The organism is uncultured Sphingomonas sp., assembly GCF_964243315.1.
Lineage (GTDB): Bacteria > Pseudomonadota > Alphaproteobacteria > Sphingomonadales > Sphingomonadaceae > Sphingomonas.
Genome location: NZ_CAXTEM010000024.1, coordinates 1 through 24631 on the forward strand (window position 1 = coordinate 1; position 24631 = coordinate 24631).

The following is a 24631-nucleotide window of genomic DNA, read 5'->3' on the forward strand; positions in this document are numbered from 1 at the left end:
TGGGCGAACAGGGCGCCGAACAGCTGCTCGGCCGCGGCGACATGCTCTACATGCCGGGCGGCAAGGGCATCGTCCGCGTCCACGGCCCCTTCGTCAGCGACGACGAGGTCCGCGCGGTCGCCGACCATTGGCGCAGCCAGGGCCGGCCCGACTATATCACTTCGGTCACCGAGGAGCCCGAGGACGGCTTCGTGCTCGACGGCGCACCGACCGGCGAGGATTCTGCCGAGGACCAGCAATATCGCTCCGCGATCCAGCTGGTGTGCGAGAGCCAGAAGGCGTCGACGTCATGGCTGCAACGCCAGTTGCGGATCGGCTACAACTCCGCCGCGCGGCTGATCGAACGGATGGAGAAGGACGGTATCGTCGGCCGCCCCGATCATGTCGGCCGCCGCGAGGTGCTGCGCGATACCGAGGGTCACGCGATCTGACGCCGGCTCACCGTTAACCGCGCATTCAACGCATCACCAGCATCAGGACCGCATGATCAGACACGCTCTCGCCCTTGCCGTCGCGCCCTTCGTGCTCGCGGCGCCAATGACCGTCCAGGCGCAGGCGACCGGCGATCTAGCGGCGGTCCAGCGCCACTTGCAGTCGGTCCAGACGATGACCGCCAATTTCAGTCAGACCGACCGTAGCGGCAAGGTATTGACCGGCGTGCTGACGCTCAAGAAGCCCGGCAAGCTCCGCTTCCAGTATGAGAAGGGCGTGCCGATCCTGGTGGTGGCGGAGGGCGGCGCGCTGACCTTCATCGATTATTCGGTCCGCCAGGTGCAGCGCTGGCCGATCAAGAACTCGCCGCTGGGCGTGCTGCTCGATCCCACGCGCGACATCACCCGCTATGCACGGATCGTCGGCGGCGGTGACGGTCGCGTCGTATCGGTCGAGGCCAACGACCCCAAACACCCCGAATATGGCCGCATCACATTGGTCTTCGCCCGCGCCGCCGCGGCACCGGCGGGGTTGATGCTGCAAGGCTGGGTCGCGCTCGACAGCCAGAACAATCGCACTACGATCAGGCTATCGGACCAGAAATTCGGCGTGGCCGTGAGCGACAACACCTTCAAATGGAACGATCCCCGCCGCGGCGGGACGCGAAACTGAGCCTGTTAACCGATTCATTCATCCGCGCGACAGGTTGGCGGCGCTAGGGGAGCGGTGCGGATGCGGGGCGTCCGGGATTTTCCCCCTGTTGCCCGGATGGTTACCTCGTTTTCCCGCCTGCGTGACGAACGCTAGGTCGGCCCTCGCTCCATGCCCCCGGAGCGGGGGCCTTTCTGCGTAGCGGGTAGACAGGCGAAGGCCTGCCACGCGCAAGCACGGCCGGCGGAGCAAAGCTGCGTCCGACGGCGCGGCTTTGCCGCGGCGCGCCTTCTACTACTACCGTTCGTGCCGAGTAGGGATCAAGTAGGCTCGAAGAGCCGTATCGAGAGTCCGTATCGAGGTACAGGTTCCGAGCGACAACCCTCCCTCGATACGCCGCCTCGATACGCCCCTGCGGGGCTACTCGACGGCTACTCGGGACGAACGGGTTGAATTGAGCTGAGCTCATCAGAACTAGCTGCGACCGCCATTGTACCACCCCCCGATGCTTGTCCCCCCCAGACTCCCGGTCTAACCAGCCCCTCGTGAAGATCGTCTCCTGGAACATCAATTCGGTGCGCTTCCGCATCGGCATCGTCGAGCAGTTCCTCCGCGAGGTCGAACCCGACATCCTCTGCCTGCAGGAAACCAAGGTCATCGACGGCGACTTCCCGCACGCGCCGTTCCGCGCGCTCGGCTATCGTCATATCGTCATACACGGGCAGCGCATGCATCATGGCGTCGCGATCCTGAGCCGCGTGCCAATCGAGGAGGACGACCGCTTCGATTGGCAGGCCAATCAGGAGGCCCGCCATGTCGGGGTCCGGCTGCCCGGCGGCGTCCGGCTCGAGAATGTCTACGTGCCCGCGGGCGGCGACGTCCCCGATCGCGAGGTGAACCCGAAGTTCGGCCAGAAGCTCGATTTCGTCGAACGGATGACGCGATGGTCGGAGGCGCTCACCGTCCCGACCATCCTCACCGGCGACTTCAACATCGCGCCGCTCGAAGCCGACGTGTGGAGCCACAAGCAGCTGCTCGACGTGGTCAGCCACACGCCCATCGAGGTCGCCGCGCTCGATCGGTTGCAGGCGTCGAACGACTGGGTCGATCTCGGTCGCCACTTCCATCCCGCACCGGCGCGGCTGTTCACCTGGTGGAGCTACCGCGCCAAGGATTGGGCGGCATCCGACCGCGGTCGCCGTCTCGATCACATGTGGGCCACCCCCGACGTCGCCGCGCGCGCCACCGGCCACCAGGTGTTCGAGCCGTGCCGCAGCTGGCTGAAGCCCTCCGATCACGTCCCGATCATGACCGAGTTCGACTTTTGACGGACCCGCAACCGCGCGCGGCGGCACGCGCGATCGATGCGCTGCGCCGCGGTTGGCCGATCACGATCGACGGCATGACCTTGCTGTCGGTGGAGACCGCCGACGCCCTGCGGCTTGCGGCCTTCGATCCTGTAGGCACCGCGGCCGTGCTGATCTCGTCGGGCCGGGCGGCCACGCTCAACCTCACCAACCAGCTCGCCGCCGCCGATCCCGATTCGCCGGTGCTGGTCGATCGCGCGCCGTGGATCGACGTCGCCGCGGCGACTGCGCTCGCCGATCCGCAGCTCGATCTCGCCACCCCGATGAAGGGCCCGTTCCGCACCATAGCGATCGCCGATCCGCTTCCCGCCGCCGCGGCGCTCCGGCTCGCTCGTATAGCCGGGCTGCTCCCCGCCTTCTTCGTCGGCGGACGCGATCCGGAGGTCGCCCTGACCGTCGCCGACATCGACGCGCACCAGGACGCCACCCGGCTGAGGCTGGCGACCCGCGCGCGGCTGCCGGTCGCCGGCGCCGAACATGCCGAGATCGTCGCCTTCCGATCCCCCGATGCCGCGGACGAACATGTTGCGCTATTAATTGGGCAGCCCGACGGCCGCGCGCCGCTGGTCCGCCTGCACAGCGAGTGCCTCACCGGCGACGTGCTCGGCAGCCTGAAATGTGATTGCGGGCCGCAGCTCCACGCCGCGATCGCTGCGATCGCCGCCAGTGGCTGGGGCATCCTGCTTTATTTGCGGCAGGAGGGGCGCGGCATCGGGTTGGTCAACAAGCTACGCGCCTACGCGCTCCAGGATCAGGGCTTCGACACCGTCGACGCCAATACCCGCCTCGGCTTCGCGGTCGATTCGCGCGACTTCGGCGTGGCGGCGACGATGCTCGCGCTGCTGTCGCAGGACCGAGTGCGATTGCTGACCAACAACCCCGCCAAGGTCGCCGGGCTGGAGGCGGCCGGCATCGCGGTCATCGAACGCGTTCCCCACAGCCTGCCGTCCAACCCGCACAACGAACGCTATCTCGCCACCAAGCGCGATCGCACAGGGCATCAGCTTTGACCGGAAAGCCGGCTGCCGGCCGCCGCCTGATCGTGCTGTTCGGCGCTGCGGTCCGCGCCGACGGGCGCCCGAGCCCGACGCTCGCGCGCCGCATCGGCTATGCCGCGACCACTGCCGAGCGCGACGTCGACACCGACATCTTCTGTTCGGGCGGCGTCGGTCGCGAGGGACCGTCCGAAGCATCGGTGATGGCGCGCGCACTGGCACCGACGATCGCGGCGACCCGCATCCACCTCGACGAGGCGAGCGAAGACACGTTGCAGAGCGTCGCCACCGCCGCCGCCTTCGCGCGCGCCAACGGCTACGCCTCGTGCCTCAGCTGCACCGATTCCTATCACCAGCCGCGCGTCCTGATGCTGTTCGCGATGTTCGGCATCCGCTGCCGCGCGATCCGCTTCATGCACGACGGCAGCACCCGCTATCAGACGCGGATGTGGGCCCGCGAGGTGGCAGCATTGCCCTATGACGTCGTGGCCGGCCTCACCCTCAGACTGCGACGCTGAGCCCAGTTACGCCAGCAACCGCGTGACCTCCGGGAAGTCGCTCGCGACCGCACCGACCCCGATCGCGCGCAGCCGATCGGCGTGGCCGACCCCACAATGCGCGCCCGCGCAGAAGCCGATCACATATCCCCCGCTCGCCACCGCGCCGGTAGCGCCCACCGGCGAATCCTCGATGATCGCGCATCGCTCGATCGGCACGCCCAATCGCGCGGCGCCGAAGAGGTAGAGGTCGGGCGCCGGCTTGCCGCGCGTGACATGTTCGCGGCCGCTATAGATGTGTTCGCCGAACGCGTCCGCCAGCCCGATATGATCGAGATGCCGGCGGATCCACCGCGTCGAACTCGACGACACCACCGCCTTGGGCAGATCCGCGGACAGCCCGCGCACGAACGCCACCGCACCCGCGACCGCCTCGATCCCTTCCGCCATCACCCGCGCATCCTCCACCGCGCGCGCGGCGTGGAAGTCGGCCGGGATCTCGCGGCCGATATACGCCTCGATCCGCGCCAGGAAGTCGGCGCCGGCATAGCCCATGAACTGCTCCATGGCGGCTTCCGGCGTGGTCGGATGCTCCGCCGCGGTCAGCCACGCCGCAAGCTGGCGGTTGCCCGCATATTCGCTCTCGATCAGCACCCCGTCGAAGTCGAAGAGCAGCGCGTCGATCTTCATGCGCGTGCTCCGAACAGGGCGCTGCCGATCCGGACATGCGTCGCGCCGATCGTCACCGCGGTCTCGTAATCCCCCGACATCCCCATGCTCAGCCCCGGCACACCGATCTCGCGCGCCAGCTTGGCGAGCAGTGCGAAGTACGGCGCGGGTTCGACGTCGGCGGGCGGCAGGCACATCAGCCCGAGCACCGGCAACCCTGCGTCTCGCGCTGCCGCGACCAGCGCGGGCAGATCCTCAATCGCGCACCCGCCCTTCTGCTCTTCCGCGCCAATATTTACCTGCACGTAGCAGTCGGGACGCCGCCCAGTGCGCGCCATCGCCTTCGCGAGCGCGGTGACCAGCGACAGCCGATCGACGACGTGGATCGCGTCGAACAGCGCCACCGCTTCCTCCGCCTTGTTCGATTGCAACTGCCCGATCAGGTGCAGCGCGATCCCGTCGTAGCGCTCGTGTAGCGCCGGCCACTTCGCCGCGGCCTCCGCGACGCGGTTCTCGCCGAACACGCGGTGTCCCGCGGCGAGCAGCGGCTCGATCGCCTCGGCGGGTTGCGTCTTCGACACCGCGATCAGCGTCACCGTGTCGGTGCGGCGGGCGGTGGCGGCGGCGCGAGCGATCCGCGCCTCGATCTCGTGCAAATGGCTGTCGGGGGTCATTCGCGTCGCTATAGCGGTCCGGTGCGCGACCGATACCCTCTCCCGCAACGCTGGCTGATGACCGACGAGCGGATCGGCGACCGCCTGCTGCCGACGATCCGCCGCCTGCCGCCCGGATCGGGCATCGTGTTCCGCCACCTCGCCACCCCGCGTGCCGAACGGCTTGCGCTGTTCCGGCGGATCCGCCGCCTCGCGGTCACTAGACGCCTGACCCTGGTCTCGGTCGGCGCGCTCGCCGGCAGCCACGGCCATGGCGGCAAACGCCCGTTCACCGCGCCAGCGCACGACGCCCGCGAGGCAATGATGATGCTAAAGGCGGGCGCCGAGATCCTGTTCATATCGCCAGTCTTCGCGACCCGGACCCATCCCGGCGCCAGACCCCTCGGCATCCGCCGCGCCGCGCCGATCGGCCGCGCGTCGGGCGCAGCGCGCATCGCGTTGGGTGGCATGACCGAACGAAAATGGCGATCGATCCGTCACCTCGGCTTCGACGGCTGGGCAGCGATCGACGCGCTGGTCACCTGACGACCTAGCGATCAGAAGTGGAAGGCGGTGCCCACATAGACAGCCTGGCTGTCGCGCCGATCGTCCTTCAGCTGCGCCAGCCGCTCGCGCTCCGACCGGTAACGCAGGCCGGCGGTGACATCGAGATTGCGGGTCAGCGAGTAGGAGCTGCTCATGTCCACCGAATAGCTCGGCATCTCGCCGACCAGCGTGGCCGCGGTCGCCAGCGGCCGTTCAGCCCCGGCCTGCAGGCGGCTGCTGATCCGACCCGTGCGATAAGTGACCGCCACATCGGCCGCTTCGCGACTACCCGGCTGCGACGCGAGGTCGACCTTGGCGACGTTGCCAGATACCGCGAACCGCTTCCACCCGACCGAGACGCCAAGATTATACGCGATCGGTGCCATCCCGACCGTGGAAGCATTGCCCGACGCGATCCGGCTGGTGGCGAACGACGACGCGCCGTTGCCGGTTGACCGGGCGCGAACCGCGACCGTCACCGCGCGCTTGTCGCTGCGCGATTCGGCCGGCGTGAAGCGGAAGCCACCGACGTCGAGGCCACTGCGCGCGAACGCCGCGGCAAGGCGCGGATCGGCGGCAGCCGGGGTGAACGATCCCGAGATCCGCGACGGCGTCGATGGCGCGGCGCGCACCGACCGGGTCTGCTCGGTCGCACCGAAGGCGGGCGCAACCATCGCCCCGGCGGTGGCAAGCACCCCGGCAACGATCGCAGCAATGGCACGCCGTGCAATCACACACAGTCCTTCCGACTCTGGGCAACGCGACTAACATGATTCCGACGCTGGCAAAGCGCGACTCGTCGGCAGGTCCGCGGTTTTTGTCCGACTGTTGCAATACGCACACAGATCAATGCGCAGCCGACCATCCTACGCGTGCCGAAAGCCGCCCGGCCGCCCCTCTTGATGCGCTGCTTGCGGGGGGTGCGGCGCCCCTGTAGAGGCTGGACCATAGCCTTTTCCTGCCGGGATATCATCTCATGATCCGCCGTTTGCGTACCGCTCTCCTGGTCGCCGCCATCGCCGTGCCGCTCGCCGCCTGCGGTGGCGGACGCAAGGGTGTCGCCAGTGCCGACCTCGCGGCATCGAAGGTCACCACGATCGGCGTCAACGCCTATCTGTGGCGCGCCAGCCTCGACACGTTGAGCTTCATGCCGCTCGTGCAGACCGATTCCAACGGCGGCGTCATCGTCACCGATTGGTACGTCAACCCGCAGGTGCCGACCGACCGGATGAAGGTGACGGTGTCGATCCTCGACCAGGACCTGCGCGCCGATGCGCTCCGCGTCGTCGCGATCCGCGAGATGAACCGCGGCGGCCAGTGGATCTCCGCGCCGGTCCAGGCCGCGACGACCCAGAAGCTGGAAGACATCATCCTCACCAAGGCCCGCGATCTCCGCCGCGCCTCCATCGCCGGATAAGATTCCGATGGCATCGCGCTTCAACGCGCTCAAGGCGGATGCCGCCTGGCAAAAGGTCTGGGACGAATCCCGGACGTTCGAAACCAAGGACGACAGCGGCAAACCGCAAAGCTACGTGCTGGAGATGTTCCCCTATCCGTCGGGGCGCATCCACATGGGTCATGTCCGCAATTACACGATGGGCGACGTGCTCGCGCGCTATCGGCGAATGCGCGGCGACGAGGTGTTGCACCCGATGGGGTGGGACGCGTTCGGCATGCCCGCCGAGAACGCGGCGATGGAAAAGGGCGTCCACCCCGGCACCTGGACCCGCGCCAACATCGCGACGATGAAGGCGCAGCTGAAGCGCCTCGGCTTCGCGCTGGATTGGAGCCGCGAACTCGCCACCTGCGAACCCGACTATTACGGCCACGAACAGGCGCTGTTCCTCGATCTCTTCGCCGCCGGGCTGGTCTACCGCAAGGAATCGGCGGTCAATTGGGACCCGGTCGACATGACCGTGCTCGCCAACGAACAGGTGATCGACGGCCGCGGCTGGCGGTCGGGCGCGCTCGTCGAAAAGCGCAAGCTGAGCCAGTGGTTCCTCAAGATCACCGACTTCGCCGACGAACTCCTCGCCGGCCTCGACGCGCTCGATCAATGGCCCGACAAGGTCAAGCTGATGCAGGAAAACTGGATCGGCAAGAGCCAAGGCCTGAAGTTCAGCTTCGAGCTTTCTTCCCCTCTCGCTTCTTCCCCCCTCCCGCTCGCGGGAGGGGTCGGGGGAGGGCCTGTCGAAGCGCGCGACCCAACCGAAGACACAGGCCCTCCCCTAACCCCTCCCGCAAGCGGGAGGGGAATGGAGTCAGTCGAAGTCTTCACTACCCGGCCCGACACGATCTTCGGCGCCAGCTTCGTCGCGGTCGCGGCGGATCACCCGATCGCACAGGCACTCGCCGCCGACAGCACCGAAGCCGCCGACTTCATCGCGCTGTGCAAGCGCGGCGGGACCACCGCGGCCGAGATCGAGACCCAGGAAAAGCTCGGCTTCGATACCGGCCTGACCGCGCGCCACCCGTTCGACGCCACGATCGAGCTCCCCGTCTACATCGCCAATTTCGTGCTGATGGAATATGGCACCGGCGCGGTCTTCGGCGTCCCCGCGCACGACCAGCGCGACCTCGATTTCGCGCGCAAATACGCGCTGCCGGTACGCCGCGTCGTCGCCGACGGCGAGCTGACTGATCCGCTGTTCGACGGCAACGAAGCCTTCACCGGCGCCGGCACGCTGGTCAATTCACGGTTTCTCGACGGCCTCGACATCGAAGCTGCCAAGCGCGTCGTGATCGATCGTGCGGAGGCCGAAGGCTGGGGCACCGGCTCGACCGTGTTCCGCCTGCGCGACTGGGGCGTCAGCCGCCAGCGCTATTGGGGCACCCCGATCCCGATCGTCCATTGCGATGCCTGCGGCGCGGTGCCGGTGCCGAAGGACCAACTGCCGATCGTCCTGCCCGAGGATGTCAGCTTCGCGGTCCCCGGCAACCCGCTCGATCGCCACCCGACCTGGAAGCACGTCGCCTGCCCGTCCTGCGGTCAGGAGGCCCGGCGCGAGACCGACACGCTCGACACCTTCGCCGATTCCTCCTGGTACTTCATCCGCTTCGCCAGCCAGCCCAAGGACCGGCCGTTCGATCGGCGCATCGCCGAGAGCTGGCTGCCGGTCGGGCAGTATATCGGCGGCGTCGAGCATGCGATCCTCCACCTCCTTTACGCGCGCTTCTGGACCCGCGCGCTGAAGCATATCGGCCAGCTCGACGTGGCCGAGCCGTTCACCGGCCTCTTCACCCAGGGCATGGTCACGCACGAGACCTACAAGTCCACCGACAACCGCTGGATCGGCCCCGACGACGTGCGTGACGGCATCGAGATCGCGACCGGCCAGCCGGTGACGGTCGGCCGCGTCGAGAAGATGTCGAAGTCGAAGAAGAACACCGTCGATCCCGAACCGATCGTCGACCAATATGGCGCCGACGCGACCCGCTGGTTCATGCTTTCTGATTCGCCGCCCGAGCGCGACCTGCCGTGGAGCGAGTCCGGGATCGAGGGCGCATGGCGCTTCGTCCAGCGGCTCTGGCGGCTGATCGAGGGCGCTCCCGACAACAACGACGGTGTCGACCAGGCACTCGACCGCAAGCTCCACCAGACGATCGCGGGCATCGGCACCGATATCGAGGCACTCGCCTTCAACAAGGCGGTTGCGAAGATCTACGAGCTCGTCACCGCGATTGAACGGGCCGCGCCGTCCAAGTCGCGCGATCATGCCGTGCGCGACCTCATCCTGCTGGTCGCGCCGATGGTCCCCCACGTCGCTGAGGAGGCCTGGGCCGCACGCGGCAATAGCGGCCTGATCGCCGACGCGCCCTGGCCCGCGGTCGATCCCCGAATGCTCGTCGCCGACGAGGTCACCTACGCGATCCAGGTCAACGGCAAGCTGCGCGACAAGCTGGTGCTCGCCAAGGGCATGCCGCGCGAGGCGGTCGAGGCGGCGGCGCTCGCCTCCGACAAGGTCGTCCGCATCCTCGACGGCAAGCCGCCACGGATGGTCATCGTCGTGCCCGATCGCCTCGTGAACCTGGTCGCATGAGGCGACTTCTCCTGCTCGGCGCGATGACGTCGCTCGCCGCCTGCGGGCTACACCCGCTCTACAGCGGCGGCGGCTCGGGTGCGGTGGCGAGCGCCCTCCGGCAGGTCGAGGTTGCACCGATCCAGGGCCGTTCGGGCTATCTGATGAGCAACGCGCTGCGCGATCGCCTCGCCAGCGGCGCCACACCCGCCTATCGGCTCGACGTGCGCCTCGACGATCGTATCGCCGGGCTCGGCGTCCGCCGTGACGACAGCGTCACCCGGGAACGACGGACGCTGCGCGCGCGCTACCAGCTGGTCGACCTCGCGAGCGGATCGGTGCTGGTCGACGCCACCGCCGGATCCGACGCCGGCATCGACGTCGTGCAATCCGAATATGCGACCATCGCGGCGGAGAACACCGCGCTGGAACGGCTGGCGGACAACGTCGCGGACAAGATCGTCGCGCGCCTCGCGCTTTATGCGCAGCGCCGCGCCGACGGCCAGTGAAGGCCAACGCCCGCGACATCCGCACCGCGCTCGAACGCGCCTCGCCGGACTATCGCCTGTATCTGCTCCACGGCCCCGACGCCTCCACCGCGGCCGAACTGGCCAGTCTGCTCGGCATTGCGATGGGTGCCGACGCCGAGCGCGTCGATCTCGACGGTGCCGCGCTCAAGAACGATCCCGCCCGCCTCGCCGACGAGGCCGCATCGATGTCGCTGTTCGGCGGCGCACGCTATATCCGCGTCTCCGGCATTGGGGAAGAGAGCGCCGAGGCGATCGCGACGCTGCTCGCCGCCGATCGCGCCGGCAATCCGGTGGTAGCGATCGCCCCGACCGCCAAGGCCACCGGCAAGATCGTCAAGCTCGCGATCGACTCGCGCGCCGCGCTCGCCTTCGCCTGCTACGAACCCAGCACCGCCGACGCCGAGCGGATCGCCGCCGGCATCGCGCGCGACCACGGCCTGCGCGCGACCAACGACGCCGCCCGCCGGATCGCCGCCGCCGCAGGCAACGACCGCGCGATCATGCTCCGAGAGATCGAAAAGCTCGCGATCTTCCTCGACGCCGCGCCCGATCGCCCCGCCGACCTCGACGACATCGCGATCGACGCCGTGGGCGCGGATCTCGGCGAGGCCGAGCAGACCCGGCTGGTCGAGGCGTTCATCGACGGCCACAGCGCCATCCTCGGGCAGGAACTCGATCGCGCCGCCGAAGCGGGCACGTCACCGATCCCGTGGCTCCGCGCGATCGCCCGCCGCCTGCTCGCCCTCGCCGAGATGCGGAGCGATATCGATGCCGGCGGCGCGGTCGACGCGGTGTTGAAGCGCCACCGCGTGTTCTTCCGCGAAGAAGCCGCGACCACGCGCGCCCTCCGCCGCTGGTCGGCGCCGATGCTCGCCCGCGCGCTCGATCGCGTCCGTCAGGCCGAACGTGACGTCATGGCACCCGGCAATGCGGGTACGATCCTCGCCGACCGCGCCGTGGCGGAGGTCGCCCGCGGCGTCGAACGCCGCGGCTAGCAGCGAACCGGTCAGATGGCGTCGTCGCCCGTCAGGCGCTGGCAGACCATGTCGAGCTGGTCGAGCGTCGAATAAGCCAACGTCAGCGTTCCGCCATTATCGGCATGGCTGATCCGGACGTTGAGCCCCAGCAGATCCGACAATTGCCGCTCGAGCGCCGCGATGTCGGCATTGCCCGACGGCTCACGCGCACTGGAGGAACGCGGCGCCCGCTGCGGCTTCGCCCCCTTCGCCAGTCTTTCCGTTTCGCGGACCGACAGCCCCTTGGCGATCACCTGCTCCGCCAGCGCCTCGATATCCCGCGCGCCGAGCAGCGCCCGTGCATGCCCCATCGACAGTGAGCCGTCGGTGACGCGCCCCTGCACGCCTGCTGGAAGTTCAAGCAATCTCAATAGGTTAGCAACGTGGCTGCGCGATTTGTGGACGATCTTGGCCAGCGCGTCCTGCGTATGGCCATAATCGCCGGCAAGCCGCTGATAGGCTTGCGCCTCTTCGATCGCGTTGAGATCCTGACGCTGAATATTCTCGATCAACGCGACTTCTAGCGTCTCCGCATCGTCGAACTCGCGAACCACGACCGGCACTTCATGCAACCGCGCGCGTTGCGCCGCGCGCCACCGGCGCTCGCCCGCGACGATCTGATAATCATGACCGTGCGGCCGCACCACGATCGGCTGGATCAACCCACGCGACGCGATCGACGCCGCCAGTTCGTCTAGCAAGGCCTCATCGAAATGCCGGCGCGGCTGATCCGGGTGCGGAGACAAGGCGCTGACCGGGAGCATGCGAACGCCCGCCGGGGTCGAGCCATCGGATTTGACTGGCGCCTCGCTGGCGATTTCCCCCAACAACGCGCTCAGCCCACGACCGAGCCCCGGACGTCCCCGCTTATCGCTCATGCCGCAGCCCTCGCGACCTTTGGCAGGCGCGCGATCAACTCTCGGGCGAGCGCGATATACGCTTCCGATCCGGTGCAGCGATGATCGTAGATCAAGGCCGGCAACCCGTGGCTCGGCGCCTCCGACAACCGAACGTTGCGCGGAATCACCGTTTCGAACACCACCTGCCCCAACACCGCGCGAACATCGGTCGACACTTGCTCCGACAACCGATTGCGCCGATCATACATCGTCAGCGCAACGCCGATGATTGATAGCCCGGGATTGAACCGCTCGCGAATGCGTTCGACCGTGCTCAACAGCTGCGACAAGCCTTCGAGCGCGAAAAATTCACATTGTAGCGGCACGAGCAACGCGTCCGCCGCAACCATGGCATTGATCGTCAAAAGCCCGAGCGACGGCGGGCAATCGATCAGGATGATGTCCCATGCCTTGGTCGACTGGCTTATCGCGCGGTCGAGCCGATGCGTCCGCGCCGCGAACTCAACAAGTTCGATCTCCGCCCCGGACAGATCCACCGTCGACGGCAACAAGTCGAGCCGCGGCACGCGCGTCGGCACTACCGTATCCGCCAGCGCGGCTTCTCCCATCAGCACGTGATAGGACGAGCGCTGCCGCTGCGCCTGCCCCACACCCAGCCCGGTCGATGCGTTACCTTGAGGATCAAGGTCGATCAGCAGCACACGCGAGCCTGTTGCCGCCAAGGCAGTCGCGAGATTGATCGCGCTGGTGGTCTTGCCGACGCCGCCCTTTTGATTCGCCACCGCGATGCACGTCATCAGCCCACCCCGTCCAACGTCAGTATCGATGACCCTGGATCGGTGATGCTCTGTTCCACGTGGAACAATCGACCACCGATTTCACCGATGGGCGATTGCCCCCGAGGAAGTATCCAGCGCGTCTTCGGTGTGGCGCATCCCCTCGCTGCTTGCAAAAGCTTTTCCACCGAAGCCACAGCGCGTGCGCTGATTACATCTGCAGGTGTCGCCAACGATTCGATCTTTCCAGCCACAACATCGGCATTCACCAGCCCCAGCCGATCGGCGCTTTCCTGCAAGAATGCCGCGCGCCGCTTCCTCGGCTCGACCATGATTACGCGCCCCGGCCAGCACAGCGCGACCACCATCCCCGGGAAACCGCCGCCCGTGCCGATGTCGACCCAAGTCGAAGCGCCCGCCGGTGCCAAACCAATCAATTGCGCAGAGTCGACGACATGCCGAACCCAGACCGAAGCGATCGATCCTGGCGATATCAAATTCTGAGAGCTGTTCTCAGCGACCACCATATCGACGAACTGCCTGACTCGGTCGGCCGCTGCATCCCCGAACCGCTGCACCATCCACGCCCGCGCGTCGTCCTCGGTCATGCCGCCAAGCGGGTCACGTAAAGGTGAATGGCCGTCAACGCTGCTGGCGTGATCCCCCGGATCCGCGCAGCGGCAGCAAGGGTCTGCGGCTTGGCTGCATTCAATCGATCGACCATCTCGTTCGACAATCCCGCGATCGCACCGAAATGCAATTCCAGCGGCAACAACCGCGCTTCATCGTTCCGCAGCCTCACGATCTCTTCCCGCTGCCGAACGAGATACGGCGCATAGCGCGCGTCCTCCAGCACCTCCGCGGCGACATCAGCAGGCCAATGCGACGGCTGATCCAGGGCGTGATTCAGCGTCACCCCGTCGATCCTCAACCAGTCGAATGCTGTCCGCCGGCTGCCGTCTTGCGCCACGATGGCCCCACGCTGGTGCATTGCAGACGCAGTCGTCTCGACCTGCAACGCGTCCATCATGTCCACACGAGCAGCGCCCCGGCCCCGCTGATGCGCTTCACGCCGCTCATTAAGGCACCCGGTCGTCGCTGCAATCTCGCCCAACCGCGTCTCGGCATTGTCCGCGCGGAGCGACAACCGGAACTCCGCGCGGGCGGTGAGCATTCGGTACGGCTCGGTCACGCCCTGCAGAACGAGGTCGTCGATCATCACGCCGATATAGCTCGATGCCCGATCGAGGATCAGCGGCGCCCGCCCCCGCGCGAAGGCCGCCGCGTTGATCCCGGCGACAAGGCCCTGCCCCGCCGCTTCTTCGTACCCTGTCGTACCGTTGATCTGCCCCGCGCAATAAACACCGGCGATCGCCCCAAGCGCCAATGTCGTATCCAGCGATCGGGGGTCGAGATGGTCATATTCGACGGCATAGCCCGGCACCGTAATCACCGCCCGCTCCAAGCCCTCGATCGACGCGATCATCGCTTGCTGCGCATCGACGGGCAACGAAGTGGACAAGCCGTTCGGATAGACGACCGGGTCGTCCAACCCTTCCGGTTCGAGGAACACCTGATGTCCGTCCCGATCGCCGAAGCGGTGGATCTTGTCCTCGATCGAGGGACAATAGCGCGGACCGCTCGCCTCGATTGCGCCGGAAAACAGGGGCGATCGATCGAGCGATCGCCGGATGATCTCGTGCGTTTCATCGCTGGTGCGGGTGATCCCACACGCAATCTGGGGCAGCCGTCGGCCCTGGGTGAGCGGCGACATCGTCCAAGGGTCGACGTCGCTCGCTTGCTCGGCGAGCTTCGCCCAGTCGATCGTGCGACCATCGATGCGCGGCGGTGTACCCGTCTTCAGGCGACCGACTGGCAAGCCGAGCGCACGCAACTGACCTGCCAGTGGCTTGGCGGCTCGTTCCCCGATCCGGCCACCCTCCAGCCGCTCGTCGCCCCGAAACAGCTTGGCGCCGAGAAAAGTACCCGTGGCGATGACGACCGAGCGCGCCGCAACCGTTGCTCCATCGGCGAGTATGACACCCTCGACCAAGCCACGCGCGATCGCCAGCCGCTCTACGTCGCCACAAATGATTCGGAGGTTCGGCTCGGTTGCGATCAACGCAGCGATGGCGGCCGCGTACCGGCGGCGATCTGCCTGAACACGCGGTCCCTGCACCGCCGCGCCCTTGCTGCGGTTGAGCATGCGGTGGTGGATAGCTGCCGCATCCGCCGCCCGCGCCATGATCCCGTCGAACGCGTCGACCTCGCGGACGATATGCCCCTTGCCGAGACCCCCGATTGCGGGGTTGCACGACATGGCACCGATGCCAGCACTGTCGAACGTGACCAACGCGGTGGAAGCTCCGCAACGAGCCGCTGCAGTGGCGGCTTCTACGCCGGCATGACCTGCACCAATGACAACAACGTCGAACATGAGTTTCCGCTAATCGCGTCGACGCTCGACGTCAAAACTGTTCCACGTGGAACATCACTTCCCGACGCAGAATCGGGCAAAGAGCGTGTCAAGCAGATGCTCGCCTGCATCGATCCCCAAGATCGTCGCCAACGAATGCCTCGCCAACCGTAGATGCTCAGCGAAGATCAAAGGATCCTCCGACCGATAGACGAGGTGCTCGGCCGCTCGCTGACACTGTTCACGCTGTTGCCGCGAGAGTGACAGCGCGTCCAACGCTGGGACCAGCAGCTCTGCCCGAGCAACAATGCACTTCCACAACGCCTCGATCGAGTCGGGCCAAGCCGACGAGATCGACAGATCGCGGGTAGCTGGCGTCTCTGCTCGTCGCGGCAGATCGGCACGCGAATGCACCCAGATCGCGTCGCCCTCGGGTCGCTCGTCCCCCAGCCAAATCAGCAAGTCCGCAGCCCGGATCGACTCCGTCGCACGCGACACGCCGATCGCCTCGACCGTATCCTGAGTTTCCGTCAGCCCTGCCGTGTCGGTCAGCACGAACGGCAGCCCACCCCGCGTCACTGGCGCCTCGATCCGATCGCGCGTCGTCCCCGACACCGGCGACACGATCGCGACATCGCGGTCCGCCAGCAAATTGATCAGCGTCGATTTCCCACTATTAGGTGGTCCGCCGATCACCACCCTGATGCCGTCCCGCAATCGCTCGACCGGCGGCTGATCGAGTATCTCCCGCATCTCCGCAGCGAGTTCTTCCGCATCGGCCTGCGCGTCCGTCAACCCGCCGCCGGTCTTCACGACATCGTCCTCATCGGCGAAATCCAGCGCCGCCTCGACATGCGCGGCGATCCCAGCGACCCGGTCGAGCCAAATGCGTACTCGCGCACTGACGCGACCCTCGGCTCCCGACAGCGCCGCGATCCGCTGCCGCTCGGTCTCCGCCGCTAGCAGATCGGCGAGCCCCTCCGCCTCTGCAAGATCGATCCGCCCGTTGATCAGCGCACGGCGGGTAAACTCGCCCGCCTGGGCCCGCCTGAGACCCGGCATCGATGCCAGAGCATCCTCGACCGCGTCGACGACAGCGCGCCCGCCATGACAGTGGAACTCCACCAGATCCTCACCCGTCGCCGACGCCGGACCGGGAAAGACCAGCACCAGGGCTCGATCGAGAATAGCACCATCGGCACGCCGCAACACGCGCAACGCCGCTCGGCGGGGTTCCGGAAGCCGGACGGCCAATGCCGTCGCCGCCGCCACTGCACCGGGTCCACTCACCCGGATCACCGCGATTGCGGCGGGCGGTCGGCCGCTCGAAACGGCGAAGATCGTATCGACGATCAGTCTCCGGTCTTCATCGATCCGTCGAACATCCGCCGCCAGAAGGTCATTCCCGCCTCGCCCATCGGCGCCCAGCTCTTGGCCATCGATTCGAGCAGTTCCGGCTTCACCGTGCCGTTCATCGACTCCAGCACCATCGCGACATACCGTTCATGGATCGGCGACAGATCGGGCAGCCCGACCGCCCGACGCGCTTCCTCGGGCGTGCATTCGACCTCGACGTTCACCTTCATGTCACTGGCCCCCGAACTGTCAGAACAGCGTCAGCACCCCGACGGTGGGGCTGGTCAGACCTTCATAGATCATCTTGCCCGCGACGTAGACGATGATCAGCAGGCCGACATAAGCGATCCAGCGATAGCGCTCGATATATTTGGCGATGATGTTCGCAGCGAGCCCCATCAATGCGACCGACAGCAGCAGCCCGATGATCAGGATGCCTGGGTGATCGCGCGCCGCGCCCGCGACCGCGAGCACATTGTCGAGGCTCATCGACACGTCGGCGAGCGCCACCGCCCAGGCCGCACCGGCGAAGCTCTTCGCCGGACGCAGGCTGTCGACGTCGTTGCCCGCACCGTCATTGTGCCGCAACTCGCGCCACATCTTCCAGGCGACCCACAGCAGCAGCAGTCCGCCCGCGAAGATCAGGCCAATCAGTCCCATCAGCCAGCTGACCACCAGCGCGAAGACGATACGCAACACCAACGCAGCGATGATGCCGATCAGGATCACCTTCTTGCGCTGGTCCGCGGGCAATCCCGCGGCGAGCGCACCGACGACGATCGCGTTGTCGCCCGCCAGCACGATATCGATCATCAACACTTGCGCGAATGCCGCCAGCGTCGCCGGTGATCCGATGTTGTTGAAATCGCTGACGATATGCTGCCAGATATCGGACAGAGAACCCGGTCCGGCGGTCGCGGCCGCGGCTAGCATCGCGATGATCGTCACAGGATCGACTCCTTGAAATAAGTCACGGCAGGCATCGGATCATAGAAGCCATGCAACAGGGTACGCCACGCCTCATACCGGTCGGAACGGCGAAAGCCATCACGATGCGCGGCAATATCGCTCCATGTCACGAGCAGCAGATAGGTTCCGGGCGTGTCGCTCGCCGGATGCACCGCGATGCCATGGAAGCCCGGCGACACAGCGATCAGCGCCCGAGCCTCCGCTATCGCGTGTTCGAACGCGGCTTCCTTGCCCGGACGGACATGGAGGAGGGCGTGTTCGACGATCATGCGGCTTCACGTCCTTCTAACCACCCCGGCGGAGGCCAGGGCCCAGTCGGGAAGGCCATCTTGGTGCGCGGGAACGTTGCCCCGCAAGGGGGCGCAGGCGAAGCCCGCGCCGTCGGCCGGGGCCATGCCCCGCCGGCCGAGCCGGCACGAGTCCTGCGCCAGCATGGCGCAGGCCGTGCACGGCTACTGATTCATGCTGTCGAAGAAATCCTCGTTGGTCTTCGAATCCTTCATCTTGTCGAGCAGGAACTCCATCGCGTCGACCGTCCCCATCTGCATGAGGATCCGGCGCAGCACCCACATCTTCGACAGCTTGGCCTTGTCGACCAGCAGCTCTTCCTTGCGGGTGCCCGACTTGCCGACATCCAGCGCCGGGAAGATCCGCTTGTCGGCCACCTTGCGGTCGAGCACGATTTCCGAATTGCCGGTGCCCTTGAACTCTTCGAAGATCACCTCATCCATGCGGCTGCCGGTATCGATCAGCGCGGTCGCGATGATCGACAGCGATCCGCCTTCCTCGATGTTGCGCGCCGCACCGAAGAAGCGCTTCGGCCGCTGCAATGCGTTGGCGTCGACGCCGCCGGTCAGCACCTTGCCCGACGACGGCACCACGGTGTTGTAGGCGCGGCCCAGACGGGTGATCGAATCGAGCAGGATCACGACGTCCTTCTTGTGCTCGACCAGCCGCTTGGCCTTTTCGATCACCATCTCGGCGACCTGGACGTGACGTTGCGCGGGTTCGTCGAAGGTCGACGACACCACCTCGCCCTTCACGCTGCGCTGCATGTCGGTGACTTCCTCGGGCCGCTCGTCGATCAGCAGCACGATCAGGAACACCTCGGGGTGATTGTCGGTGATCGCGCGCGCGATGTTCTGCAGCAGCACGGTCTTGCCGACCCGCGGCGGCGCCACGATCAGCGCGCGCTGGCCCTTGCCCTGCGGCGAGACGATGTCGATCACCCGCGCCGACTTGTCCTTGATCGTCGGATCCTGCGGATCCAGCGTCAGCTTTTCCTCAGGATAGAGCGGCGTCAGATTGTCGAAATTGACGCGGTGGCGGACCGCATCGGGATCGTCGAAATTGACCGTGACCAGCCGCACCAGCGCGAAATAACGCTCGCCGTCCTTCGGCCCGCGGATCTCGCCCTCGACGGTATCGCCGGTACGCAGCCCGAACTTCCGCACCTGGTTGGGCGAGATATAGATGTCGTCCGGCCCGGCGAGATAGTTCGCCTCGGGGCTGCGCAGGAACCCGAACCCGTCCTGCAGCACTTCGATCGTGCCGACCCCGAAGATCTGGTCGCCATTCTCGGCCTGGACCTTCAGGATCGCGAACAACAGGTCCTGCTTGCGCAGTGTCGATGCGCCCTCGACCCCCAGTTCTTCGGCCATGCTCACCAGCTCGGCGGGCGTCTTCTTCTTCAAATCTTTGAGATGCATGGAAAAATCCGGATGCGTGTAGTTCGGGGGGATGGCTCGACCGGCGGCAGGAGCAGCGGTGACAAGCTAGAGGGAGGGCGCGATACGACAGGACGTCGCTCGGTGCTGGTCGAGGGGTAAGTAACGCCGCCGATTTAGTCAAGCGGCGAGCAGTAGCACCCGCTCAGAACGGCTTGACGATCACCAGCAACACGATCGCGATCGTCGCGAACGCGGGCACCTCGTTCAGCATCCGCAGCGTCCGCCCCGCCAGCGTCGGCCGGTTCGCGGCCAGCTTGCGCGCATAGCCGACCGCCCAGCCATGATAGCCCGACAGCAGCAGCACCAGCGCCAGCTTGGCATGCAGCCACCCCAGCCCCGGCGCGCCCTCCAGCAACCCGAGATTGACCGCGAGCATCAGGCCCAACAGCCACACCGCGATCATCGCCGGCGACAGGATGATCGATCGCAGCTTACCCTCGCGCTCCACCCACAGCGCCGCTTCGTCGCGCCGCCCCGCTGCGAGCGCCTCCTGGTGATAGACGAGGTAACGCGGCAGCATGAACAGCCCTGCCATCCAGAAGATCACGACGATCAGATGCGCCGCCTTCACCCAGTCATAGGCGCCGCCGAGAAACCCGCTCATACGCTGCCCCTCACCAGGCCGATCAACTGCTCGACATGCGCGATCGGCGTGTCGGGCAGGATCCCGTGGCCGAGGTTGAAGACGTGCGGGCGCGTCGGAAACGCCGCCGTGATCCGTGCCACGGCGCTCGCCAGCGCCTCACCCCCGGCGATCAACGCCAAGGGGTCGAGGTTGCCCTGCACCGGCATCCCCTCGGGCAGCACCGCGTTGGCCCAATCGGGATCGATCGTCTCGTCGAGCCCGATCGCATCCACTCCCGTCCCCCCGGCATAGGCGGGCAGCTTGCCCCCCGCGCCCTTCGGAAAGCCGATGATCGGCACCCCCGGACACCGCGCGCGCAGCCCCGCAACGATTGCCGCATTGGGGGCGATCACCCAACGCTCGAACTGCGCCGGGCTAAGGCTCCCCGCCCAGCTGTCGAACAACTGCACCGCCTCGACCCCCGCCTCGATCTGCCGCGCGAGATAGTCGATCGTCATCGTCACGATCGCATCGATGATCGCGGCGAACGCGACCGGATCGTTATAGGCGAAGCGCCGCGTCTCGCCCTGGTCCTTCGATCCCCGCCCCGCGACCATGTAGGTCGCGACCGTCCAGGGGGACCCCGCAAAGCCCAGGAAGGTGGTCTCAGGCGCCAACGCCGCCGCGACCCTGGCGACGGTCGCGTAGACCGCCTCGAGCCGCTCCGGCACCCGCGTGAGCCCGTCCAGCGCCGCATCCACCAGCGCCGGCTCCAGCCGCGGCCCCTCGCCGACCCCGAACGTCAGGTCCTGCCCCAGCGCCCAGGGCACCATCAGGATGTCGGAGAACAGGATCGCGCCGTCGAAGCCGAACCGCCGGATCGGCTGCAACGTCACTTCCGCCGCGGCCTCCGGGTCGGTCGCCAGCGCCAGGAAGCCGCCCTTGTCCGCGCGCAACGCGCGATATTCGGGCAGATACCGGCCAGCCTGACGCATCAGCCACAATGGGGCCACCGGCTGGCGCTCGCCACGCAGGGTCGCGAGCAACGGCTTGAAGACTGGATCGGTCAGCGTCCTTCTTTCCATTAAGAAAGAGTTAAAGAGAGTTGATGTAGTGGTTGGCACGTGGGTCGCGGGACAAGGCTGGTGGTGCCGTAACCATCAACAGCTTGACCGGCAAGCAGTCGCGCTTTCGCCGGGATTCGCTGGAGTTATCCCCGGCATCCACCGCATGTTGACGAAACCTGCGCCTGTGGAGCGGATTGTGGATAGGTCGGGACTTGTCCACCAGGCCCGCCTCGCTTGGCGGCGCTGGCGAGTTGCGCTAGCGGTTGCGCGCATGTTGTCCACAGATCCATCCCGGACCCGGCATCACCCTCGCCGCGCATGATCCGGCTCCATCTCCACCTCCTGTCGGATTCGACCGGCGAGACGCTGGAGAACATCGCCAAGGCCGCGCTCGCGCAATATGACGATGTCGAGACCGTGCGCCATTTCTGGCCGATGGTCCGAACCGAGGCGCATCTCGAACGCATCCTCCAGGAAATCGCGCAGAACCCCGGACTGGTGGTGTTCACGCTGGTCAACGCCGCGACCCGCCGTATCCTCGAACAACGCTGCCTTGCGCTCGGCTTGCCCGCGGTGGCGCCGCTCGATCCGGTCAACGACGCGCTGTCGGGGCTGCTCGGCCAGCAGGCCAAGGCGCGCCCCGGCCGCCAGCACGTCCTCGACGCCGCCTATTTCGCGCGCGTCGACGCGATCCAGTTCACGATCGCGCATGACGACGGCATCGCCTGGGAGGAATGGGAGGAAGCCGACATCGTCCTCGCCGGTGTCTCGCGTTCCTCCAAGACCCCGACCTCGATCTACCTCGCCAACCGTGGCTACAAGACCGCGAACATTCCGATCGTCGTCGAAAGCCCCCCGCCGAAGATCCTCTACACGCTGCAGAACCCGCTGATCGTCGGTCTCACCACGAGCGCCGATCGCCTGATCCAGGTCCGCCGCAACCGCCTGTTGTCGCTCAACCAGCACCCCGACACCAGCTATGTCAAGGAGGAAGCCGTCACCCGCGAACTCGCCTTCGCGCGCCGGATGTTCGCCGACAATGGCTGGCCCGTGATCGACGTCACCCGCCGCTCGATCGAGGAAACCGCCGCCGCGATCATCGCGCTGTGCAACGAACGCCGCAGCGGGGGCGTGGCGTGATGATCAATTGGCTTTCTGACCTTCTACCACCCCGGCGAAGGCCGGGGCCCAGTCGGGAAACGAGGGTAACGGAGCGCAGCTCTACATTACATCTTCCTTCCCACCTGGGCCCCGGCCTCCGCCGGGGTGGTGCGGAATGTGGTGGTGGTCGGTCTCGTTCCCCCCTGAACTCCGTCATCCCGGCGAACGCCGGGACCCACGGACAGGATGTCGCTACTGGTGCGCGATCCACTAGCCGCACGCACCCATGGGTCCCGGCATTCGCCGGGATGACGAGCTAGAGGGAGGAAAAACCACCCCATGACCCTCATCCTTGCCTCGCAAAGCGCCTCCCGCCGCGCGATGCTCGCCGCCGCGGGCGTGCCGTTCGAAGCCGTCGCCGCCGGGGTCGACGAAGACGCCGCCAAGGCCGCGCTCGCGCATCTCAAGCCCCGCGACCTCGCCGACGCGCTCGCCGAACTGAAGGCGGTCAAGATCGCCCAACGCCGCCCCGATGCGCTGGTCCTCGGCAGCGACAGCGTCGTCGCGCTCGCCGACGGCACGCTGCTCGACAAGCCAACCACCCGCGACGAAGCCGCCGATCACCTCGCGCGCATGTCCGGCGCTCGCCACCAGCTCTGGAGCGCCGCGGTGATCGCCGAGGACGGCCGCGCGGTGTGGCGCCACGTCGAAGCCGCGACGATGGAGGTCCGCCCCCTGTCCTACACGTTCATCGAGGCCTATCTCGACCGCGAATGGCCCGCGATCGCAGGCTGCGTCGGCTGCTACAGGATCGAGGGACCCGGCGTGCAACTCTTCTCCCGGATCGGCGGCAGCCACTTCACCATTCTCGGGCTGCCCTTGCTGCCGGTGCTCGATTTCCTGCGCGTCCGCGGCATCCTGCCCGCATGATCCCGCACGCCCGCACGTAATAGGTGCGACTCTTGTGACTCTTGGAAGGGTGCACCGATGACCAAGCCCCATGCTCCCGGCTCCTACGCAGAAGTGATCGGCGATCCGATCGCCCAGTCTAAATCACCGATCATCCACGGCTTCTGGCTCGCCGCGCTCGGCATCGACGGCGAATACCGCAAGACCCGCGTCGCTGCCGACGATCTCGCCGCCTTCTTCGCCGATCGCGCCGCCGACCCCGCCTGGCGCGGCTGCAACATCACTGTGCCGCACAAGATCGCCGCGCTCGACCATATCGAGGACCGCGGCGACGTCCGCTCCTCGATCGGCGCGATCAACACCGTATTCCGCGCAGAGGACGGCGCGCTGGTCGGCACCAACACCGATGCAGCCGGCTTCTATGTTCCGCTCGACGGCCTCGATCTCGCGGGCAAGCCCGTCACCGTCGTCGGCGCCGGCGGTGCGGCGCGCGCGATCCTGTTCGCGCTCACCCGGATGGACGTCGGCCCGGTGACGATGCTCAATCGCAACCCGCTGAAGGGCGCCGCGCTGCTCGCCGCGTTCGACCTGAAGGGCCGTTCGCTTCCGATCGGCCCCGCCGCACCGCCATCGGCGCTGCTCGTCAACGCCACCACGCTCGGCATGACCGGCCAGCCGCCGCTTGACCTCGATCTCGGCGCGCTGCCCGACGACGCGGTGGTCTACGACATCGTCTACGCGCCGCTCGAAACCCCGTTGCTCGCCGCCGCCCGCGCGCGCGATCTCGACACGATCGACGGGCTGGAGATGCTGGTCGGCCAGGCCGCGGTCGCGTTCGAGATCTTCTTCGGCGCCGCCCCGCCCCGCGACCGCGACGACGAACTCCGCGCCCTGCTGCTCGCATGATCCGCCCGATCGTCGTCGGGCTGACCGGGTCGATCGGCATGGGCAAGTCGACCGTCGCCGCGATGTTCGCCGATGAAGGCGTGCCGGTGTTCGACGCCGACGCCGCGGTCCACCGCCTCCAGGGTCCGGGCGGCAGTCTCGTCGCTTCGATCGAGGCGGCCTTTCCCGGCACCACCGGCCCCGGCGGCGTGGACCGCGCACTGCTCGGCCGCGCGGTGCTCGGCGACGATGCCGCGATGAAGCGGCTGGAGGGCATCGTCCATCCCGCGGTCGGCGCCGATCGTGCCGCCTTCCTCGCCAGTCACGCCGACGCCCCGCTCGTGATCTTCGACATCCCGCTCTTGTTCGAAACCGGTGGGGATCGCGCGGTGGACAAGGTCGTCGTGGTGTCCGCCGCCGCCGATGTGCAGCGCGCCCGCGTGCTCGCCCGCCCCGGCATGGACGACGCCAAGTTCGCCGCGATCCTCGCGCGCCAGCTCCCCGATGCGGAGAAGCGCGCGCGCGCCGATCACGTCATCGCCACTGACGTGCCACTCGTCGAAACCCGTGCCGCGGTCCGTCGCCTCGTCGCTTGCCTCGCGCCCGGCAAAGGCGGATAACA

General features: G+C 67.1%; 27 protein-coding genes and 2 pseudogenes. 15 read left to right on the plus strand and 14 right to left on the minus strand.

Annotated features, from left to right (window positions below; translation table 11 throughout):
* The 5 genes from ACFE77_RS08935 to ACFE77_RS08955 all read left to right on the plus strand — a co-directional run.
* The coding region (locus ACFE77_RS08935; protein WP_375421287.1) for a DNA translocase FtsK at positions 1-431 on the plus strand (431 nt) is incomplete at its 5' end.
* A 52-nt stretch (positions 432-483) separates the two neighbouring features.
* Complete coding sequence (locus ACFE77_RS08940) at positions 484-1104, plus strand: outer membrane lipoprotein carrier protein LolA (RefSeq protein WP_375421288.1); 621 nt, start codon at positions 484-486, stop codon at positions 1102-1104.
* Positions 1105-1628: 524 nt separating this feature from the next.
* Positions 1629-2411 carry an exodeoxyribonuclease III gene (locus tag ACFE77_RS08945; RefSeq protein ID WP_375421289.1) on the plus strand — a complete coding sequence of 261 codons (783 nt, stop codon included), beginning with the start codon at positions 1629-1631 and terminating at the stop codon, positions 2409-2411.
* Positions 2408-3460 (plus strand): GTP cyclohydrolase II, encoded by a 1053-nt coding sequence (gene ribA, locus ACFE77_RS08950; RefSeq protein ID WP_375421290.1) that lies wholly within the window; start codon positions 2408-2410, stop codon positions 3458-3460. The genes ACFE77_RS08945 and ribA overlap by 4 nt, the downstream gene beginning before the upstream one ends.
* The gene (locus ACFE77_RS08955; protein WP_375421291.1) at positions 3457-3963 is read left to right on the plus strand and encodes a YdcF family protein; all 507 of its coding nucleotides are present in this window, start codon (positions 3457-3459) and stop codon (positions 3961-3963) included. The genes ribA and ACFE77_RS08955 overlap by 4 nt, the downstream gene beginning before the upstream one ends.
* A gap of 6 nt (positions 3964-3969) precedes the next feature.
* Here ACFE77_RS08955 and ACFE77_RS08960 read toward each other — a convergent pair whose 3' ends face one another.
* Both ACFE77_RS08960 and ACFE77_RS08965 read right to left on the minus strand, forming a co-directional pair.
* Positions 3970-4632 carry an HAD family hydrolase gene (locus ACFE77_RS08960; protein ID WP_375421292.1) on the minus strand — a complete coding sequence of 221 codons (663 nt, stop codon included), beginning with the start codon at positions 4630-4632 and terminating at the stop codon, positions 3970-3972.
* Positions 4629-5285 (minus strand): YggS family pyridoxal phosphate-dependent enzyme, encoded by a 657-nt coding sequence (locus ACFE77_RS08965; RefSeq protein ID WP_375421293.1) that lies wholly within the window; start codon positions 5283-5285, stop codon positions 4629-4631. The genes ACFE77_RS08960 and ACFE77_RS08965 overlap by 4 nt, the downstream gene beginning before the upstream one ends.
* A 57-nt stretch (positions 5286-5342) precedes the next feature.
* Here ACFE77_RS08965 and ACFE77_RS08970 point away from each other — a divergent pair, with 57 nt between their 5' ends.
* On the plus strand, positions 5343-5810 hold the full coding sequence (locus tag ACFE77_RS08970) for a thiamine phosphate synthase (RefSeq protein WP_375421294.1): 468 nt from the start codon (positions 5343-5345) through the stop codon (positions 5808-5810).
* A gap of 11 nt (positions 5811-5821) precedes the next feature.
* Here the strand turns inward: ACFE77_RS08970 and ACFE77_RS08975 are convergent, their stop codons facing one another.
* Positions 5822-6544, minus strand: coding sequence for a hypothetical protein (locus ACFE77_RS08975; protein ID WP_375421295.1), 723 nt, complete (start codon positions 6542-6544; stop codon positions 5822-5824).
* Positions 6545-6786: 242 nt separating this feature from the next.
* Here ACFE77_RS08975 and ACFE77_RS08980 point away from each other — a divergent pair, with 242 nt between their 5' ends.
* The 5 genes and pseudogenes from ACFE77_RS08980 (at position 6787) to holA (ending at position 11354) form a co-directional block, all read left to right on the plus strand.
* The gene (locus tag ACFE77_RS08980; protein ID WP_375421296.1) at positions 6787-7227 is read left to right on the plus strand and encodes a DUF3576 domain-containing protein; all 441 of its coding nucleotides are present in this window, start codon (positions 6787-6789) and stop codon (positions 7225-7227) included.
* 7 nt (positions 7228-7234) lie between these two features.
* A pseudogene (locus ACFE77_RS08985) lies at positions 7235-7960 on the plus strand (class I tRNA ligase family protein); the annotation flags it as partial.
* 105 nt (positions 7961-8065) lie between these two features.
* Positions 8066-9850 (plus strand): annotated as a pseudogene (gene leuS, locus ACFE77_RS08990) (leucine--tRNA ligase); the annotation flags it as partial.
* A complete protein-coding gene (lptE, locus tag ACFE77_RS08995) occupies positions 9847-10338 on the plus strand; it encodes an LPS assembly lipoprotein LptE (protein ID WP_375421297.1) in 492 nt (163 codons plus the stop codon). The pseudogene leuS and the gene lptE, both read left to right, overlap by 4 nt.
* Positions 10335-11354 (plus strand): DNA polymerase III subunit delta, encoded by a 1020-nt coding sequence (gene holA, locus ACFE77_RS09000; protein WP_375421298.1) that lies wholly within the window; start codon positions 10335-10337, stop codon positions 11352-11354. The genes lptE and holA overlap by 4 nt, the downstream gene beginning before the upstream one ends.
* Before the next feature lie 11 nt (positions 11355-11365).
* Here holA and ACFE77_RS09005 read toward each other — a convergent pair whose 3' ends face one another.
* The 11 genes from ACFE77_RS09005 to hemE all read right to left on the minus strand — a co-directional run bounded on the left by ACFE77_RS09005 (position 11366) and on the right by hemE (position 21132).
* Positions 11366-12253, minus strand: a complete 888-nt coding sequence (locus ACFE77_RS09005; protein WP_375421299.1) for a ParB/RepB/Spo0J family partition protein — start codon at positions 12251-12253, stop codon at positions 11366-11368.
* The gene (locus tag ACFE77_RS09010; protein WP_375421300.1) at positions 12250-13032 is read right to left on the minus strand and encodes a ParA family protein; all 783 of its coding nucleotides are present in this window, start codon (positions 13030-13032) and stop codon (positions 12250-12252) included. The genes ACFE77_RS09005 and ACFE77_RS09010 overlap by 4 nt, the downstream gene beginning before the upstream one ends.
* Positions 13032-13619 carry a 16S rRNA (guanine(527)-N(7))-methyltransferase RsmG gene (gene rsmG, locus ACFE77_RS09015; protein ID WP_375421301.1) on the minus strand — a complete coding sequence of 196 codons (588 nt, stop codon included), beginning with the start codon at positions 13617-13619 and terminating at the stop codon, positions 13032-13034. The genes ACFE77_RS09010 and rsmG overlap by 1 nt, the downstream gene beginning before the upstream one ends.
* Positions 13616-15448 (minus strand): tRNA uridine-5-carboxymethylaminomethyl(34) synthesis enzyme MnmG, encoded by a 1833-nt coding sequence (gene mnmG / locus ACFE77_RS09020; protein WP_375421302.1) that lies wholly within the window; start codon positions 15446-15448, stop codon positions 13616-13618. The genes rsmG and mnmG overlap by 4 nt, the downstream gene beginning before the upstream one ends.
* A gap of 54 nt (positions 15449-15502) precedes the next feature.
* The gene (gene mnmE / locus ACFE77_RS09025; RefSeq protein WP_375421336.1) at positions 15503-16780 is read right to left on the minus strand and encodes a tRNA uridine-5-carboxymethylaminomethyl(34) synthesis GTPase MnmE; all 1278 of its coding nucleotides are present in this window, start codon (positions 16778-16780) and stop codon (positions 15503-15505) included.
* Positions 16780-17013, minus strand: a complete 234-nt coding sequence (locus tag ACFE77_RS09030; RefSeq protein ID WP_375421303.1) for a DUF6489 family protein — start codon at positions 17011-17013, stop codon at positions 16780-16782. Before ACFE77_RS09030 ends, mnmE begins: the two co-directional genes overlap by 1 nt.
* A gap of 19 nt (positions 17014-17032) precedes the next feature.
* Complete coding sequence (locus ACFE77_RS09035; protein ID WP_375421337.1) at positions 17033-17716, minus strand: TerC family protein; 684 nt, start codon at positions 17714-17716, stop codon at positions 17033-17035.
* A gap of 11 nt (positions 17717-17727) precedes the next feature.
* A complete protein-coding gene (locus ACFE77_RS09040; protein ID WP_375421304.1) occupies positions 17728-18021 on the minus strand; it encodes an antibiotic biosynthesis monooxygenase family protein in 294 nt (97 codons plus the stop codon).
* 183 nt (positions 18022-18204) lie between these two features.
* Positions 18205-19461 carry a transcription termination factor Rho gene (gene rho, locus ACFE77_RS09045; RefSeq protein WP_375421305.1) on the minus strand — a complete coding sequence of 419 codons (1257 nt, stop codon included), beginning with the start codon at positions 19459-19461 and terminating at the stop codon, positions 18205-18207.
* Positions 19462-19624: 163 nt separating this feature from the next.
* On the minus strand, positions 19625-20086 hold the full coding sequence (locus tag ACFE77_RS09050) for a CopD family protein (protein WP_375421306.1): 462 nt from the start codon (positions 20084-20086) through the stop codon (positions 19625-19627).
* Entirely contained in the window at positions 20083-21132 is a 1050-nt protein-coding gene (gene hemE, locus ACFE77_RS09055; RefSeq protein ID WP_375421307.1) for a uroporphyrinogen decarboxylase, read from the minus strand. The genes ACFE77_RS09050 and hemE overlap by 4 nt, the downstream gene beginning before the upstream one ends.
* Before the next feature lie 300 nt (positions 21133-21432).
* Between hemE and ACFE77_RS09060 the strand changes: the two genes are divergently transcribed.
* The 4 genes from ACFE77_RS09060 to coaE all read left to right on the plus strand — a co-directional run bounded on the left by ACFE77_RS09060 (position 21433) and on the right by coaE (position 24629).
* Positions 21433-22254: a pyruvate, water dikinase regulatory protein gene (locus ACFE77_RS09060; RefSeq protein WP_375421308.1), complete on the plus strand. Its 822-nt coding sequence runs from the start codon at positions 21433-21435 to the stop codon at positions 22252-22254.
* 300 nt (positions 22255-22554) lie between these two features.
* Positions 22555-23145, plus strand: a complete 591-nt coding sequence (locus tag ACFE77_RS09065; protein WP_375421309.1) for a Maf family protein — start codon at positions 22555-22557, stop codon at positions 23143-23145.
* 57 nt (positions 23146-23202) lie between these two features.
* Positions 23203-24030 carry a shikimate dehydrogenase family protein gene (locus ACFE77_RS09070; RefSeq protein ID WP_375421310.1) on the plus strand — a complete coding sequence of 276 codons (828 nt, stop codon included), beginning with the start codon at positions 23203-23205 and terminating at the stop codon, positions 24028-24030.
* The gene (gene coaE, locus ACFE77_RS09075) at positions 24027-24629 is read left to right on the plus strand and encodes a dephospho-CoA kinase (protein ID WP_375421311.1); all 603 of its coding nucleotides are present in this window, start codon (positions 24027-24029) and stop codon (positions 24627-24629) included. The genes ACFE77_RS09070 and coaE overlap by 4 nt, the downstream gene beginning before the upstream one ends.
* The last annotated feature ends 2 nt before the right edge of the window (positions 24630-24631 follow it).